The organism is Brevundimonas sp. UBA7664 (genome assembly GCF_002483305.1).
In the GTDB taxonomy this organism is placed as follows: domain Bacteria; phylum Pseudomonadota; class Alphaproteobacteria; order Caulobacterales; family Caulobacteraceae; genus Brevundimonas.
This window is the reverse complement of record NZ_DLHQ01000008.1, coordinates 74,421-88,187: the sequence shown is the minus strand read 5'-3', so window position 1 is coordinate 88,187 and position 13,767 is coordinate 74,421. Positions and strand designations below refer to the sequence as shown.

Annotated in this window: 17 protein-coding genes; 11 read left to right on the top strand and 6 right to left on the bottom strand. The window is 67.9% G+C overall.

The genetic code is table 11. The features are described 5' to 3' along the window. From B2742_RS01820 to B2742_RS01810, 3 genes are all read right to left on the bottom strand, one after another. Positions 1-249 (bottom strand): RNA polymerase sigma factor (locus B2742_RS01820; RefSeq protein WP_292062270.1); only part of this gene is annotated, 249 nt, incomplete at its 3' end. An 8-nt stretch (positions 250-257) separates the two neighbouring features. Then, complete coding sequence (locus B2742_RS01815; protein WP_292062269.1) at positions 258-698, bottom strand: Spy/CpxP family protein refolding chaperone; 441 nt, start codon at positions 696-698, stop codon at positions 258-260. After that, entirely contained in the window at positions 695-976 is a 282-nt protein-coding gene (locus B2742_RS01810; protein ID WP_292062268.1) for a hypothetical protein, read from the bottom strand. The genes B2742_RS01815 and B2742_RS01810 overlap by 4 nt, the downstream gene beginning before the upstream one ends. Before the next feature lie 116 nt (positions 977-1,092). Here B2742_RS01810 and B2742_RS01805 point away from each other — a divergent pair, with 116 nt between their 5' ends. From B2742_RS01805 to B2742_RS01780, 6 genes are all read left to right on the top strand, one after another. After that, the gene (locus B2742_RS01805) at positions 1,093-1,746 is read left to right on the top strand and encodes a DUF2231 domain-containing protein (protein ID WP_292062267.1); all 654 of its coding nucleotides are present in this window, start codon (positions 1,093-1,095) and stop codon (positions 1,744-1,746) included. 97 nt (positions 1,747-1,843) lie between these two features. After that, complete coding sequence (locus B2742_RS01800; protein ID WP_292062265.1) at positions 1,844-2,380, top strand: YybH family protein; 537 nt, start codon at positions 1,844-1,846, stop codon at positions 2,378-2,380. A 64-nt stretch (positions 2,381-2,444) separates the two neighbouring features. Next, positions 2,445-2,906, top strand: a complete 462-nt coding sequence (locus B2742_RS01795; protein ID WP_292062263.1) for a DUF411 domain-containing protein — start codon at positions 2,445-2,447, stop codon at positions 2,904-2,906. A 13-nt stretch (positions 2,907-2,919) separates the two neighbouring features. Continuing rightward, complete coding sequence (locus B2742_RS01790; protein ID WP_292062261.1) at positions 2,920-3,642, top strand: PepSY domain-containing protein; 723 nt, start codon at positions 2,920-2,922, stop codon at positions 3,640-3,642. Positions 3,643-3,785: 143 nt separating this feature from the next. Beyond that, positions 3,786-4,745: a type III polyketide synthase gene (locus B2742_RS01785; RefSeq protein ID WP_292062259.1), complete on the top strand. Its 960-nt coding sequence runs from the start codon at positions 3,786-3,788 to the stop codon at positions 4,743-4,745. Then, positions 4,742-5,236 (top strand): isoprenylcysteine carboxyl methyltransferase family protein, encoded by a 495-nt coding sequence (locus B2742_RS01780; protein ID WP_292062257.1) that lies wholly within the window; start codon positions 4,742-4,744, stop codon positions 5,234-5,236. Before B2742_RS01785 ends, B2742_RS01780 begins: the two co-directional genes overlap by 4 nt. Positions 5,237-5,398: 162 nt before the next feature. Here the strand turns inward: B2742_RS01780 and copD are convergent, their stop codons facing one another. Genes copD through B2742_RS01765 form a run of 3 tightly spaced genes read right to left on the bottom strand, consistent with a single transcriptional unit; the run spans position 5,399 to position 6,902 of the window. Then, complete coding sequence (copD, locus tag B2742_RS01775) at positions 5,399-6,331, bottom strand: copper homeostasis membrane protein CopD (RefSeq protein ID WP_292062256.1); 933 nt, start codon at positions 6,329-6,331, stop codon at positions 5,399-5,401. A 6-nt stretch (positions 6,332-6,337) separates the two neighbouring features. Further along, on the bottom strand, positions 6,338-6,700 hold the full coding sequence (gene copC / locus B2742_RS01770) for a copper homeostasis periplasmic binding protein CopC (RefSeq protein WP_292062254.1): 363 nt from the start codon (positions 6,698-6,700) through the stop codon (positions 6,338-6,340). A 58-nt stretch (positions 6,701-6,758) separates the two neighbouring features. Continuing rightward, positions 6,759-6,902, bottom strand: a complete 144-nt coding sequence (locus B2742_RS01765) for a hypothetical protein (protein WP_292062252.1) — start codon at positions 6,900-6,902, stop codon at positions 6,759-6,761. Here B2742_RS01765 and B2742_RS01760 point away from each other — a divergent pair. The 5 genes from B2742_RS01760 to B2742_RS01740 all read left to right on the top strand — a co-directional run bounded on the left by B2742_RS01760 (position 6,901) and on the right by B2742_RS01740 (position 13,553). Then, complete coding sequence (locus B2742_RS01760; protein ID WP_292062251.1) at positions 6,901-7,263, top strand: hypothetical protein; 363 nt, start codon at positions 6,901-6,903, stop codon at positions 7,261-7,263. The two genes, B2742_RS01765 and B2742_RS01760, sit on opposite strands and share 2 nt — an antisense overlap. A 203-nt stretch (positions 7,264-7,466) precedes the next feature. After that, positions 7,467-8,735 carry a TolC family protein gene (locus B2742_RS01755; protein WP_292062249.1) on the top strand — a complete coding sequence of 423 codons (1,269 nt, stop codon included), beginning with the start codon at positions 7,467-7,469 and terminating at the stop codon, positions 8,733-8,735. Beyond that, a complete protein-coding gene (locus B2742_RS01750) occupies positions 8,732-10,000 on the top strand; it encodes an efflux RND transporter periplasmic adaptor subunit (RefSeq protein WP_292062248.1) in 1,269 nt (422 codons plus the stop codon). Before B2742_RS01755 ends, B2742_RS01750 begins: the two co-directional genes overlap by 4 nt. Further along, positions 9,997-13,149: an efflux RND transporter permease subunit gene (locus B2742_RS01745; RefSeq protein WP_292062247.1), complete on the top strand. Its 3,153-nt coding sequence runs from the start codon at positions 9,997-9,999 to the stop codon at positions 13,147-13,149. Before B2742_RS01750 ends, B2742_RS01745 begins: the two co-directional genes overlap by 4 nt. Next, on the top strand, positions 13,146-13,553 hold the full coding sequence (locus tag B2742_RS01740) for a copper-binding protein (RefSeq protein WP_292062246.1): 408 nt from the start codon (positions 13,146-13,148) through the stop codon (positions 13,551-13,553). The genes B2742_RS01745 and B2742_RS01740 overlap by 4 nt, the downstream gene beginning before the upstream one ends. The last annotated feature ends 214 nt before the right edge of the window (positions 13,554-13,767 follow it).

Below are 13,767 nucleotides of genomic sequence, written 5' to 3'. Positions count from 1 at the left end.
CCAGTCCCGGCATTTGTTGAGCGCGATGGTCCTGATCCAGGCCTCGAAGGGTCGAACCGGATCGTAGCGGCGGATGTTGATCCAGGCCGCCGCATAGGTGTCCTGCAGCAGATCCCAGGCGTCCTGTTCATCGCCGACATAACGCCGGACGAAGCGGAACAGGGGCGTCTTGGTCTGCCGCATCAGCTCGGCGAAGGCCGCGCGGTCGCCGCCGGCGGCGCGGGCTGACAGGTCGTTGGGGCTGTCCACCCGGAAGGCTAGCTTTCGTCGGAGGCGAGGGCCGCGACGATGCGATCGTCGAAGACCTCGGCCTGGGCCGGCGTCAGGACGGCCCGCATCTCGAAGACGTGGGCGATCGTCTCCTTCTGCAAGGCGCCCATGGCGACGTGGAAATGGTCCACCGCCGCCTGCACCTGGGGACCGTCGCCGTCGCTCTGTGCGATCGCGCGCGCCAGTTCCTGGTTGGCCGCGCGGACGTCCGCTTCGAGCGCCGGCCGACGCGTGGCGAACCGGGCTTCGACCGCGTCAATGCTGGTCAGTTGGTCGGGCGAGAGCTTCAGGTCGTGATGCACGATGTCGTGCAGGGACGGCGGTTCGCGCCGGCTCAGCACCCAGCTGGCGCTGATCCAGGTGCCCGCGCCGCTGGCGACCGCCGCCAGGACGGCCGTCAGGGCGATGGCCCGCCAGCCGCGCATCATCGGCCGGTTTCCAGTCTCACCAGACGCGACAGACCCGCATCGACCGTGAAGATGGCCATCTCCCCCGGCGGTCTGGGGGCGGCGATCGCGCCGACGCCGCCTGCCGTCAGGCCGGTGACCAGAGCCATGGCGACGGCGCCGAGACGCAGCTGCGAGGCCAGTCGTTCGCCGCGAAGCGCATCGACCCGGCTCCAGACGAGCGGTTCGAGCCCGTCGAGCGACCGGCCGAAGGGCGTCGCCGCCGATCCGGCCAAAAGATCATCCAGATTACGCGTCATCGAACACTCTCCTTGCGCCCCTAAACCCTATTACGCCGAAACGCGCCGAATCCCTCGGCCGAGGGGGCGGGCTTCGCGGTGCGTAGATAGCAGAAGGGACAGGATTGGAGAGGGCCATGGCGCTGCGTAGATTTCTGTCGGGGCTCGCCCTGGTGTTGGCCCTGTCTGTCAGCGCGCCCGCGTTCGCGCACGAGGATCATGACAAGCAGGCCGCGGCCCGCGCCCAGGCCGCCGCGCCGGCGGGCGCCGATCCGGAAGGCGGCATGATGGCCATGCCCGGCATGGCCATGGACATGGACCACGGGGCCATGATGGCGGACGAGGGTCCGAGGCCGATGCCCCAGCGCCTGTATCGCTGGCTCGGCGCCATGCATCCCGCCGCCGTCCATTTCCCCATCGCGCTGTTCCTCGTCGCGGCTCTTCTGGAGATCGCCGCCCTGACGCTGCGCCGGCCGGTGCTGACGCAGGGCACGCGCGTGATCATCGCCCTGGCGGCGATCTCCGCGGTCGCCGCGGTGGCGCTGGGGTGGTTCGCCATGGGGCTGCCCGGGAAGGACGACGTGACCCACCTCTACCATCGGTGGCTCGGCACCTCGATCGCCGCGCTGGGCCTGTTGAGCTGGTGGGCCAAGGAATATTGGGTCCGCCGGCCGGGGCGCGGGCGTGAGTTGATCTACATCGGCCTGTTGACCGTCACCGCCGCCGCCGTGGTCGTCAACGGCTTGCTGGGCGGGATGCTGACCCATGGCATGAGGCATCTGATGTTCTGACGCCGCCGGGACGGTCGTCGCCAAACCACTTCGTTTTCAATCCATTCCGCCGGACCGGACGCTACCGCCGCCGCGCGGCAAACCAGGAGACTTCACCATGATGCGTTCAGCATTCGCCGGACTGGCTTTCGCCGTCCTCGCGACCTCCGCCCAGGCTCAGGAGCCGGCCCACGCTCACGCCCCCGGCCCGGTGCACACGCGAGGCTCGGAACACGCCCCCGGCCATGCGCAATCCGCTGACGAGGCGCAGGTTCGAACCGTCGTCACCGCCTACAAGGACGCGATCGAGCGGATGGACGTGTCGCAGACGCCGGCCCTGTTCTGGGCCGACTCGGAAATCTTCGAGAACGGCGGCGTCGAGGGATCGTTCGCCTACTATCTCGAGCACCATCTCGGGCCCGAGTTCGCCGATCTGGCCGGCTTCGACTTCCGCGACCGCGAAATGAAGGTCGAGGTCGACGGCGACACCGCCTTCGTGAGCGAGACCTACACCTACCACATCACCTTCAAGGACAGCGCCCGGGCCCCCATAGAGCGCCGCGGCGCCGCCACCAGCGTCCTGCGCAAACGGGGTGACGAGTGGAGGTTCGACGTCTATCACTCCTCGGCGCGGCCTTTCCGACCCGCCGCCTGACCGCGGCCCCGGCCGTCAGTCGGCGGCCTTCAACACATCGCTCGCCCGAGGACCCATGGGATCCATGCTCACGCTTTCACGCCGCGGCCTTCTGGCCACGGGGACCGGCGCCCTCGCCGTCGCGGCCTGCGCTCCCGGCTCCCGAGCGTCGACCGAGCTCGCGGTCTACAAGACCCCGACGTGCGCCTGCTGCACGGCCTGGGTGGATCACATGCGCGCGGCGGGCTTCGAGGCGCGGGTCAACGAACTCCCGAGCCTGCGCTCAATACGCAGTAGCCAAGGCGTGCCGGAAGCGCTCGCCTCCTGCCACACGGCCCTGATCGGCGGCTATGTGCTGGAGGGTCATGTGCCGGCGGAGGATGTGCGCAAGCTTCTGGCCGATCGTCCCGAGGCCGTGGGTCTGGCGGTGCCGGCCATGCCGCTGGGGTCTCCCGGCATGGAGACGTCCGACGGCCAGCGGGAGCCTTATGAAACCCTTCTGATCCTCAAGGGCGGCGGCACGCGCGTCTTCGCGCGTCACGGCTAGGCGAGGCGCGGACATGAAGGTTCTCAAGCTCTCCACCCAGCTGCACAAATGGATCGCGCTCGTCGTCGGCCTTCAGGTCCTGTTCTGGGTCGGCGGCGGTCTGGTGATGGTGGCCATCCCGATCGAGACGGTCCGCAGCGAACATCGCGCGGTCGAACTCAAGACGGGTCCGCTGGAGCTCGGCGCCCTCCCGGCCCTCGGCGAAATAGCGCGCCGCGCGGGCGTCGCGCCCGTCCAGGCGGAGCTCCACGCGACGCCGCGTGGCCCGGCCTGGACCCTGAAGCCGGCTGCGGGGGAGCCGATCATCGTGTCCGCCGCGACCGGCCGGCCGTTCGGACCGATGTCGGCCGCCGAGGCCTCGGCCTTCGCCAAGGGCGCGTACAAGGGCGAAGCGGGGGTTTCCGGCGCAGTGCTCTTGGCGACGGCGCCTGAGGAGACGGGACGCACCGGACCGCTGTGGCGGGTGGATTTCGCCGACCGCGAAAAGACCTCCTTCTACCTGTCGCCGGCGACCGGCGAAGTGGTGACGCGCCGCTCGGGCGTCTGGCGGATCTTCGACTTCTTCTGGCGGCTGCACGTCATGGACTGGAACGACGGCGAGGACTTCAATCACCCCCTGATCATCATCACTACCGCCTTGACGCTGAGCATTGTGATCTCGGGCTTCATCCTGCTGTGGATACGGATCGCCCGCGACCTGAAAGTGGCGCGCGCGGGTCGCAAGCGGGGGCCATGAACCAGGCGACGGATCGACCACAGGAAAACGCTCCGCCAAGAGACGACAACGACCGGAATTCTCAACCGCGTCTCGCCGCCCTGGCCACCGCCTGGCCGCCGCACATACTGCGGCAGGAGGACGTAGCGGCCAACGGGGCCGAGATGTTCGCCACGACCCACGGCGGTTTCGAGCGGCTGGCGCCGATCTATCGCAACGCCTTGATCGACACACGGCATTCGTGCGTCCCGATCGACTGGTATCTGCAGCCGCACAGCTTTGCGGAGCGGAACGACCTGTTCCTGGAACACGCGGTCGCCCTGATGGCCGAGAGCGCGACGAGCGCGCTGGATCAAGCCGGGCTGGGTGCGGATCAGATCGATTGCATCGTCACCGTCTGTTCGACCGGCATCGCCACACCGTCTCTCGAGGCGCGGCTGATGCAGGTGATACCTTTCCGGCCCGACGTGCGGCGGGTTCCCCTGTTCGGTCTGGGCTGCGCTGGCGGCGTCATGGGGCTGGCGCGGGCGGCCGAGATGGCCAAGGCCTACCCAGACAGCCGCGTCCTTTTGCTCGTCGTCGAGCTGTGCGCCCTGACGTTCCGCTTTCAGGACCGTTCCAAATCCAACCTGGTCGCCACCGCCCTGTTCGGAGACGGGGCTGCGGCGGCCGTCGTTTCGTGTCGCGAAGACGCGATCGGGCCGGTCATCGGCGCGTCGCACGAGCACACTTGGCCCGACAGCCTGGACGTCATGGGATGGGACGTCGCCGACGACGGGCTGAAGGTGGTGTTCAGCCGCGACATTCCCAGCCTAGTTCAAGACGACTTCAAGCCCATCGCCGAGTCGTTCTTGGCCCGGAACGGATTAACCACGACCGACGTCGGCGGCTTCGTCTGCCACCCCGGCGGAGCTAAGGTCATCGAGGCGCTGGAGGATTGTTTCGCCCTGACCGCCGGCGCAATGGCCCACACTCGCGAGGTGTTGCGCCGCCATGGCAACATGAGTTCGGCCACGGTGCTGTTCGTGCTGAAGGCGGCGCTTGACGCCGACGAGCCCGGCCCCCTGCTGCTGACCACCCTGGGGCCCGGGTTCACCACCGCCCTGATGCTGATCCATCCATGATCTGGCTGGCGGCCGTCCTCGCCCTGGTGGTCGCCCAGCGGCTCGCCGAACTGTGGCTAGCGGCCCGCAACACCCGCCGCCTGAAGGCCGCCGGGGCCGTGGAGATCGGCGCGGGCCACTATCCGCTGTTCATCCTGCTGCACGGCGGCTGGCTGGCGGCCATCGCTATCTTCACGCCCTGGAACACCGCGCCGAACCTCTGGCTGCTGGGTCTGTATCTGCTGCTGCAGCTCGCCCGCGTCTGGGTCATCGCCACCCTAGGCCGGTTCTGGACTACCCGCATCGTCAGTCTGCCGGGCGCGCCTCTGGTTAAGACGGGACCCTACCGGTTCGTGCGTCACCCCAACTATTGGGTGGCGTCGCTTGAGATCGCCGTCCTGCCGCTCGCCTTCGGCCAGGTCGGCGTCGCCGTGGGGTTCAGCGTGCTCAACGCACTGCTGATTGCCTGGCGGGTGCGGATCGAGGAGCGGACCCTGTCCGGTCGGGAATAGAGTCCGGCGCGTCCCTCGGCGCAGAGTCCCTTGGTCGGACCCGCACCGGGTCGCGACCGAAGCTGAACGGCGTGGGAGCGCCACCGGTCCTGCGCAGACGACGTTTCGGCGGCCGGTGCTGGCGGGATCCGTGACGTTAGGTCCGCGCCCGCCGGTCCTTGCCTACATCGCCATGTCCATGGCCGAGACCGGGGCCAGGGTGCCCATGATCGCGACGAAGGCGAGGAGCGCCAGGGCGAGCAGCGTCTCCATCACCAGGCTGCGCTTCAAACGTCCCACGGCGACCCGCAGATCCTCGGGATCATCGAGGGCGCTGGCGAGATCCGGGGTCAGATGGAAGCGGTTTGCGGCGGCCAGAACCAGCATGAGCACGAAGATGACCAGCTTGCCCGTCAGCAGCAGGCCGTAGGGCGTGGTGAGAAGGCCGGAGACCCGGTCGGGTCCGACCATGAACCAGCTGTTGACCAGCCCGCTCAGCACAAGGACGGCGACCGACGCGGTCCCAACCCCGGAAAAGCCGTGAAGCGCCTGGTGGACGATCCGGTCAGCGGCCGGAGCGGCGCGGTGGCGGATCGTCAGGATCAGCAGGGCCGCGAGCGCGCCGAGCCAGACCGCGGCGCTCCAGCTGTGCAGTATGGCCGCCGTCAAATGGACGAGACGCCCGGGTCCCTCGGTGGCCGCGCCGTGCCCCGTCCAGGCGAAACTGGCGCTCACGACCAGCCCGGCCAAGGCGACGGCGATCCAGACTGTTCGGGAAGGCTTGGCCAGCACGAGGAGGAGCAGGGCCGCCGCGGCGACCAGGGCGCGGGCCAGGAAGGCCGGTCCCAGGCTCGTGCCGGTGATCATGAAGCCCAGGGAAGCAGGCTTGAGGCCCTCGGCGATCGAACCCGCCATCACCGAGGTCTGGGCCCCGAGCGCGGCGGCCGAGCTCAGGGCGACAAGTCCCGCAACGGCGATCAGAAGCGGCCTCGGCCAACCGAGCGCCACCCCGTCCGACACGCGCAGTCCATAGAGGAGGAACAGCGGTGTTCCCAGAAGGACGACCGCGCCGCCGTACTGCGCGAGACGGAGCAGGATAACCAGACCGTCGAGCACGAAGGCTCAGCGCACGGTGAAGGCGATGGCGCCGGTCATGCGGTGACCATCCGCCGAGGCCGCGCGCCAGTTGAGGCTGTAGGCGCCGGCGGCGAGCGGACGCGCCGTCCGACCCGAGACGGTCCTGCCGTCCTCCGAGACGGTGGTGGTCACGGCGAATTTGGCGCCGGCGGCGTTGACCACCTCCAGGCCAGAGAAGGCCGAGGCCACGCGTTCGCTGAAGGTCACCGTGAGCGCCCGTGGCGAGGCGACGGTCGCGGCCGCCGCCGGGGTGGAGGCGACGACGCGGGCATGGGCGTCGGCCTGGGTGGCGACCAGCAGCAGGGCACCGGCCGCGCCGACGAGGGAGAAGATCTTGCGAAGGGTCATTCTGAGGCTCCGAAACCAAAGGGTTCAATGAGGTATACGGGCGCCGGCGTTCAATCCCTCATTCGACCTTCGGCTGACGCACGCTCATCCGGTCGAGATCGTCCAAGGCGATCGATGATGGGTTGGCCGCGCGCGCCGGCCCGAGCCCGGCGAGATCGGTCCCTTGACACGGCGCGCCGACAAGCGTGGAATGAAAGGGCATGTGGAACATCGTCCGCACCCTTCTGTTCGCCTTGGCGGTGGCCGGCTTTGTCGGGCAGTCGTCGGCGCACGCCACCCCGTTTCAGGTGTTCGAATCGTCGGGCGGCATGGCGAAGATGGACTGCGCCGAGATGATGGTGATGGCGGACCAACCCTCCGGCGGGCCGATGAGCCCCTGCGATGAGATGACGCCGGATTGCATCGCCAAGATGGGCTGCGCCGCCGTCGGGGCTCTCCTGCGACCGGCGCAGACCGTTCAATGCCCGTCCGCGCCGCAGGGAATCAGGTTCGGCGCCGTCGATGTCGAGCGTGAGGGCGCAGGCCCGCCCCCCCTCAAGAACCCGCCGAAACGGCTGGCGTAGACCGCTTTCGCTGAACGGAAGACCGTGCGCGACGTTACGCCGCGGTAGCCGATCGATTGAGCCTTCGCCTGTGTCCTGCCTTCACGGCGGGGCCAATGGTTTCCAGGAATTTCATGATCATTCGTTTTAGGTCGGCGACACGCGCCCCTGCGTGTCCGCCGTACCGCGTCCGCTCTCCGCGCGTCGCGCGTCGAGCCGAGGCCTTGGCGCTGTCCCAGAACTGTGCGCCGACCGCAGCATGGGCAATTTTACCGGCTCTGGTTTGGCTCTTGAGCGTCTGGGCCGCGCCGGCCGAGGCTGACCCGCAGACGTTCGACGAGGCCCTCGCGCTCGCCGCCGTCAACGCGCCTGGCATCAGAGCCAGCGCCCTGGGCGTCGATGCCGCGCGTGCGGCGGCGCCGGCCGCGGGCCGACTACCGGACCCGCGCCTCACCTTCGGCCTCGACGGGTTCCCGGTGACCGGGCCGTCAGCAGGGCAGTTTGACGAAGACGATTTCACTATTCTCCGGATCGGCGTCGAGCAGGATGTGCCGAGCCGGGCGCGTCGGCGCGCCGAGCGCGAAATCGCCGAGGCGGCAATCGACGTCGCCGGCGCCGAGGCGTCGGTCACACGGCGAGAAGTCCAGGTCGCGACGGGTCTGGCGTGGGTCGACCTCTTCTACGCCAAACGCCGCCTCGCGGCTTTGGAGGACGTGCTGGGCACCCTTCAACCGTTGTGGAGCACTGCACCGGCCGGAGTTGCATCGGGTTCCTACCGGCCAGCGAATGCTCTCGGACCGGTCCAACTCAAGGCCGATCTGGATGATCGCCGCAGCAGTCTGGTCGCCGAAATCGAGAAGGCACGCGCTGAACTGGCGCGCTGGACGGGCGACAGCGACCCCGAAACGGCCGGCCCGCCGCCGCAACTCGACCTTGTCCTGACCACGTTGCAAGGCGGCCTCGCCGAACTACCGCGCCTGCGCGCCTATGGCGCCGCGGCGCGGCGCGCGGACGCCGAGGTCGACTTCGCGCGCGCGGGACGTCGGCCGGACTGGTCCTTTGAGGCCAGCTACGGTCGCCGCGATGAGCGGTTCGGCGACTTATTCTCTGTGGGCGCGAGCGTGCGGCTGCCGATCTTTTCGGGCCAGAGGCAGGATCCGATCATCGCGGCGCGCGCCGCTGATGCCCTGCGGGTGACCGCTGAACGCCAGGACGCCGAGCGCGTGCTGACCGCGTCGCTGCGGAGCGCTTTGGCCGAGCACGCGATGGCTCATGACCAATGGGTCAGGTCGCGCGACGTTGTTCTGCCCAATGTCCTTCAGCGTTCCGATCTCGAAACCGCGAGCTATGCGGCGGGCCGGGCGGGCATCGTTGAAGTGCTCGAAGCCTTCACCGCCGTGGCCAACGCCCGGCTCGACACGCTTGATCGCGAGGCCGCCGTGATGCGCCAAGTGGTCGAGATCACTCTCACCTATGGGAACGACGACCGATGAACGCCCTTCGCAACAAACGCCTGGGCATCGCCATGGGCGCGCTTCTTCTGGTCGGCATCGGCGTCGGTGGCGGCGTCGTCATCGCCCAGCGCATGGACGGCACCCCCGACATGGCCGCCGACGGGGGAGGGGAGCGCGAGATCCTCTACTGGTACGATCCCATGGTTCCAAACGAACGATACCCGGGGCCGGGGAAATCGTCGATGAACATGGAGACCATCCCCAAATATGCCGATGAGGGCGGAACTAGTGCCACCCCCGGTGTCCGGATCGATCCTGCGCTGACCCAGAATCTGGGCGTCCGGTACGCCACAGCGCGCCGCGGCGACCTCGAAGGCGATCTTAGCGCCACGGCGGTGGTCGATTACAATGAACGCGACATCGCCGTGGTCCAGTCGCGCGCGGATGGCTTCGTGCAGCGGGTCTACAACCGCGCGCCGGGCGACGTGATCGCCGCCGGCGCCCCCTTGGTCGATCTGCTCATCCCGTCCTGGGGCGGAGCCCAGACGGAATATCTGGCGGTTCGGCGTACCGGCAATACGCCCCTGATCCAGGCGTCGCGGCAGCGACTGGTGCTGATGGGCATGTCCGAAGCCCTGATCGCCTCGATTGAGCGCAGCGGGCGGGCGCGGAACACGATTACGATCTCGACGCCCACCGGCGGCGTGATCAAGACGCTGGGCGTGCGCTCCGGCATGAGCGTCGCCCAGGGCATGAACCTGGCCGAGATCAACGGCTTGTCCACCGTCTGGCTTAACGCCGCCATTCCTGAGGCCTTGGCAGGCAGGTTGAGGGTCGGCCAATCCGTCGAGGTGGCCCTGGCCGCGTTCCCGGGCGAACGGTTCACGGGTCGGTTGACCGCCCTGTTGCCGGAACTCGTCGGAGACAGCCGTACGGTCACCGGGCGGATCGAGATGGCCAATCGCGGGGGCCGTCTGCGCCCCGGCATGTTCGGCCAGATCACCTTCGGCGGCGGATCGACACCGGCCTTGCTCGTGCCGACTGAGGCGGTGATCCGAACCGGAGAGCGGGACATCGTCATGCTCGCCCTGCCGGAAGGACGCTATCAACCGGCCCAAGTCCGGATCGGACGGGAAGCCGGGGGACAGACCGAAATCCTCGCCGGTCTCAGAGAGGGCGAGCGGATCGTTGCGTCGGGTCAGTTCCTGATCGATTCCGAAGCCAGTCTGTCAGGAGTCGTGGCCCGGCCGATCGGCCAGGCTGCCGCGCCCGCGCCTGCGCCGCGCGGGAGGTCTGTGCAATGATCGCCGCCGTCATTCGCGCCTCGGTCAAGGGGCGGTTCCTCGTCGTTATGGCCGCGCTCGCCCTGCTCGCCGCCGGCCTGTTTGCGGTTCGCAGCACACCGGTCGACGCCCTGCCGGACCTGTCGGACGTGCAGGTCATCATCCGTACCAGCTACCCGGGGCAGGCCCCCCAGATCGTCGAGAACCAGGTCACCTATCCTCTGGCGACCACCATGCTGTCGGTGCCCGGCGCACGAACGGTTCGGGGCTATTCCTTCTTCGGCGACAGCTTCGTCTATGTGCTGTTCGAGGATGGGACGGACCTCTACTGGGCGCGCTCACGGGTTTTGGAATACCTCAGCCAGGTCCAGGCGCGGCTTCCCGCGACCGCCCAACCGGCGCTTGGTCCGGACGCCACCGGCGTGGGCTGGGTCTATGAATACGCTTTGGTCGACCGCACGGGCCGCACCGACCTGGCGCAGCTGCGAAGCCTGCAGGACTGGTTCCTCCGCTACGAGCTGAAGACCGTGCCGGGGGTGGCCGAGGTCGCCAGCCTCGGCGGCATGGTGCGGCAGTACCAGGTGGTGCTCGACCCCGTCAGGCTCGCGTCATACGGCGTCACCCATCAGGCGGTGGTGGAGGCCCTCCAGCGCGCCAACGGCGAGACGGGCGGCTCGGTGCTCCAGCTCGCCGAGGCCGAATACATGGTGCGCGCCAACGGCTATCTGACTGAGCTCGACGACTTCCGGGCCGTGCCGCTCCGCACAGCGGCTGGAGGCGTGCCGATCAGCCTCGGCGACGTCGCAACCATCCAGATCGGCCCCGAGATGCGACGCGGCATCGCCGAGCTGAACGGCGAGGGCGAGGTCGCCGGCGGCGTCGTCATCCTGCGATCCGGTGCAAACGCCCGCGCCACGATCGCGGCCGTCGCCAAGAAACTCCAGACGCTCAAAGCCGGATTGCCGCCGGGGGTCGAGGTGGTGACGACCTACGATCGGTCCCAGCTCATAGACCGGGCGATCGACAATCTGAGCGGCAAACTGATCGAGGAGTTCATTGTCGTCGCCTTGGTATGCGGCCTGTTTCTTTGGCACGCCCGGTCGGCGCTGGTCGCCATCCTGACCCTGCCGCTGGGCGTGCTGGCGGCCTTCCTGATTATGAATCTTCAAGGCGTGAACGCCAACATCATGTCGCTGGGCGGCATCGCCATCGCCATTGGGGCGATGGTCGATGCCGCCGTTGTTATGATCGAGAACGCACACAAACACATCGAGCGATGGGAACACGACCACCCGGACGAAAAGCTGGCGGGCGAGGATCGCTGGAAGGTCATCACTGAGGCGGCCGTGGAGGTCGGACCCGCGCTGTTCCTCAGCCTGTTGATCATCACCCTGTCGTTCATCCCGGTGTTCAGCCTGCAGGCCCAGGAGGGTCGGCTGTTCGCGCCGCTGGCCTTTACAAAGAGCTACGCGATGGCGGCGGCGGCGATCCTGTCGATCACTCTCGTGCCGGTTCTGATGGGCTATCTGATCCGCGGACGGATCCCGGCCGAACAGAGCAATCCGATCAATCGCTGGCTCACGCACATCTATCGCGGGCCACTGGACTGGGTGCTGCATCATCCCAGAAAGACCCTGGTGGCGGCCCTACTGGTCTTCGCCACCACAGCTTGGCCGCTCAGCCAGCTGGGCGGCGAGTTCATGCCGGCGATGGACGAGGGCGACCTGCTTTATATGCCTTCGGCCCAGCCAGGCCTCTCCCCGGCCAAGGCTGCGGAACTGTTGCAGCAGACGGACCGGATGATCCGCACCGTGCCCGAGGTGGCGACCGTGTTCGGCAAGGCGGGCCGGGCGGAGACCGCCACGGATCCGGCTCCGCTGGAGATGTTCGAGACCACCATTCAGTTCAAGCCTCGCGATGAATGGCGGCCCGGCATGACCCCTGAGAAGCTGATCGAAGAGCTCGATCGCGCGGTTCAGGTCCCCGGACTGTCCAACGTCTGGGTTCCTCCCATCCGCAATCGCATCGACATGCTGGCGACCGGCATCAAGAGCCCCGTCGGCGTCAAGGTGTCCGGCGCTGATCTGGCCGCGATGGACCGTATCGCGGCCCAGGTGGCCGAGGTCGCCAGGACCGTGCCGGGCGTGACCTCCGCCCTGGCGGAACGCCTGACCGGCGGGCGCTATGTCGACATCGACATCGACCGGCGCGCGGCGGCCCGTTACGGCCTCAACATCGCCGATGTCCAATCGATCGTCTCGGGCGCCGTGGGCGGGGAGACGATCGGTCAGACAGTCGAGGGACTCGCCCGCTATCCGATCAGCGTCCGTTATCCGAGAGAATTGCGCGACAGCCTGGAGCAACTGCGCGCCCTGCCTGTCCTGACGCCGTCGGGTCAGCAGATCACCTTGGGCACGGTCGCCGATCTCCAGATCGCGGACGGCCCTCCGATGCTCAAATCCGAGAACGGCAGGCTGACCACCTGGGTCTATGTCGACGTCCGGGGGCGCGACCTCGCTTCCGTCGTCGCCGATCTGCGTCGGGCGGTCGCCAGCGAGGTCGATCTCGCTCCGGGTGTCAGCATCGCCTACTCGGGCCAGTTCGAATATCTGGAACGGGCGGCCGAGCGGCTCAAGATCGTGGTTCCCGCCACGCTCGTGATCATCTTCATCTTGCTCTATCTGACCTTCGGTCGCTTCGACGAGGCCCTGCTCATCATGGGCACCCTGCCATTCGCCCTCACCGGCGGTTTCTGGCTGCTCTATCTGATGGGCTTCGACCAGTCGGTTGCGACCGGCGTGGGCTTCATCGCCTTGGCTGGCCTGTCGGCGGAGTTCGGCGTGGTGATGCTGATCTACCTTAAACACGCGCTGAAGGATCGAGGGCCTGATCCCAACCCGGAGCAGGTCGAAGAAGCCGTTCGCGAAGGCGCTCTGCTACGGGTCCGACCCAAGGCGATGACGGTCGCCGTGATCCTCGGCGGTCTGTTCCCGATCCTGATCGGCCACGGCGCGGGGTCGGAAATCATGACCCGGATCGCCGCTCCGGTTATCGGCGGCATGATCACCGCGCCCCTCCTGTCGATGCTTGTCATCCCAGCTGGCTATCTCCTCCTGAGACGCCGGAAATCACGTCCAACGCTAACCCCCACCCAAGGAGCTACCCTATGAAAAACCTGTTCGAGAAGTCGCGCACACTCGCCCTCGGCCTGAGCCTGTCAGCCGGGGCGGTCATCGCCCTGGCGGCCTGCAGTCAGCAGCCAGCAACGGAGACGGAAACCCCAGCCGCCACCAGTTCCGCCGCCCCCGCGCCTGCGGAGATGGACGCCATGGCGACGTCGGCGACCGGAGAGAGGTCCGCGACCGCGCAGGGCGTGATCTCGGCCATCGACGCGGAGGGCGGCAAGATCACGATTGAGCACGAGCCGATCGCGAGCCTGGAATGGCCCGCGATGACCATGGGCTTCGCGGCGTCACCCGCCCTGATCGACCAGGCGAAAGTCGGCGACCGGGTCGAATTCGATCTGGTCGTTACTGGCGGCGCGGGTGAAGTGAAGGCGATCCGGCCGCAATAATCGCCGCCTGATCCAGTCTGGCGCCGCAGGCCGCGCGGCGTCCGGTTCGCGACGCGGCGGAGGGCCGTTGGCTTCTCCGCCGCGTCGAGACTTTTTTGACTCACGAAGGTCCTCGCCCACCCGTCCCCAGTCGCGTGGGCGTCCTGCGAACAAGCTGAACCGCCGCCTGATGGAACGGAGCGTTGGAACTCGCCTTAAAGTATCTGAGTTCGAT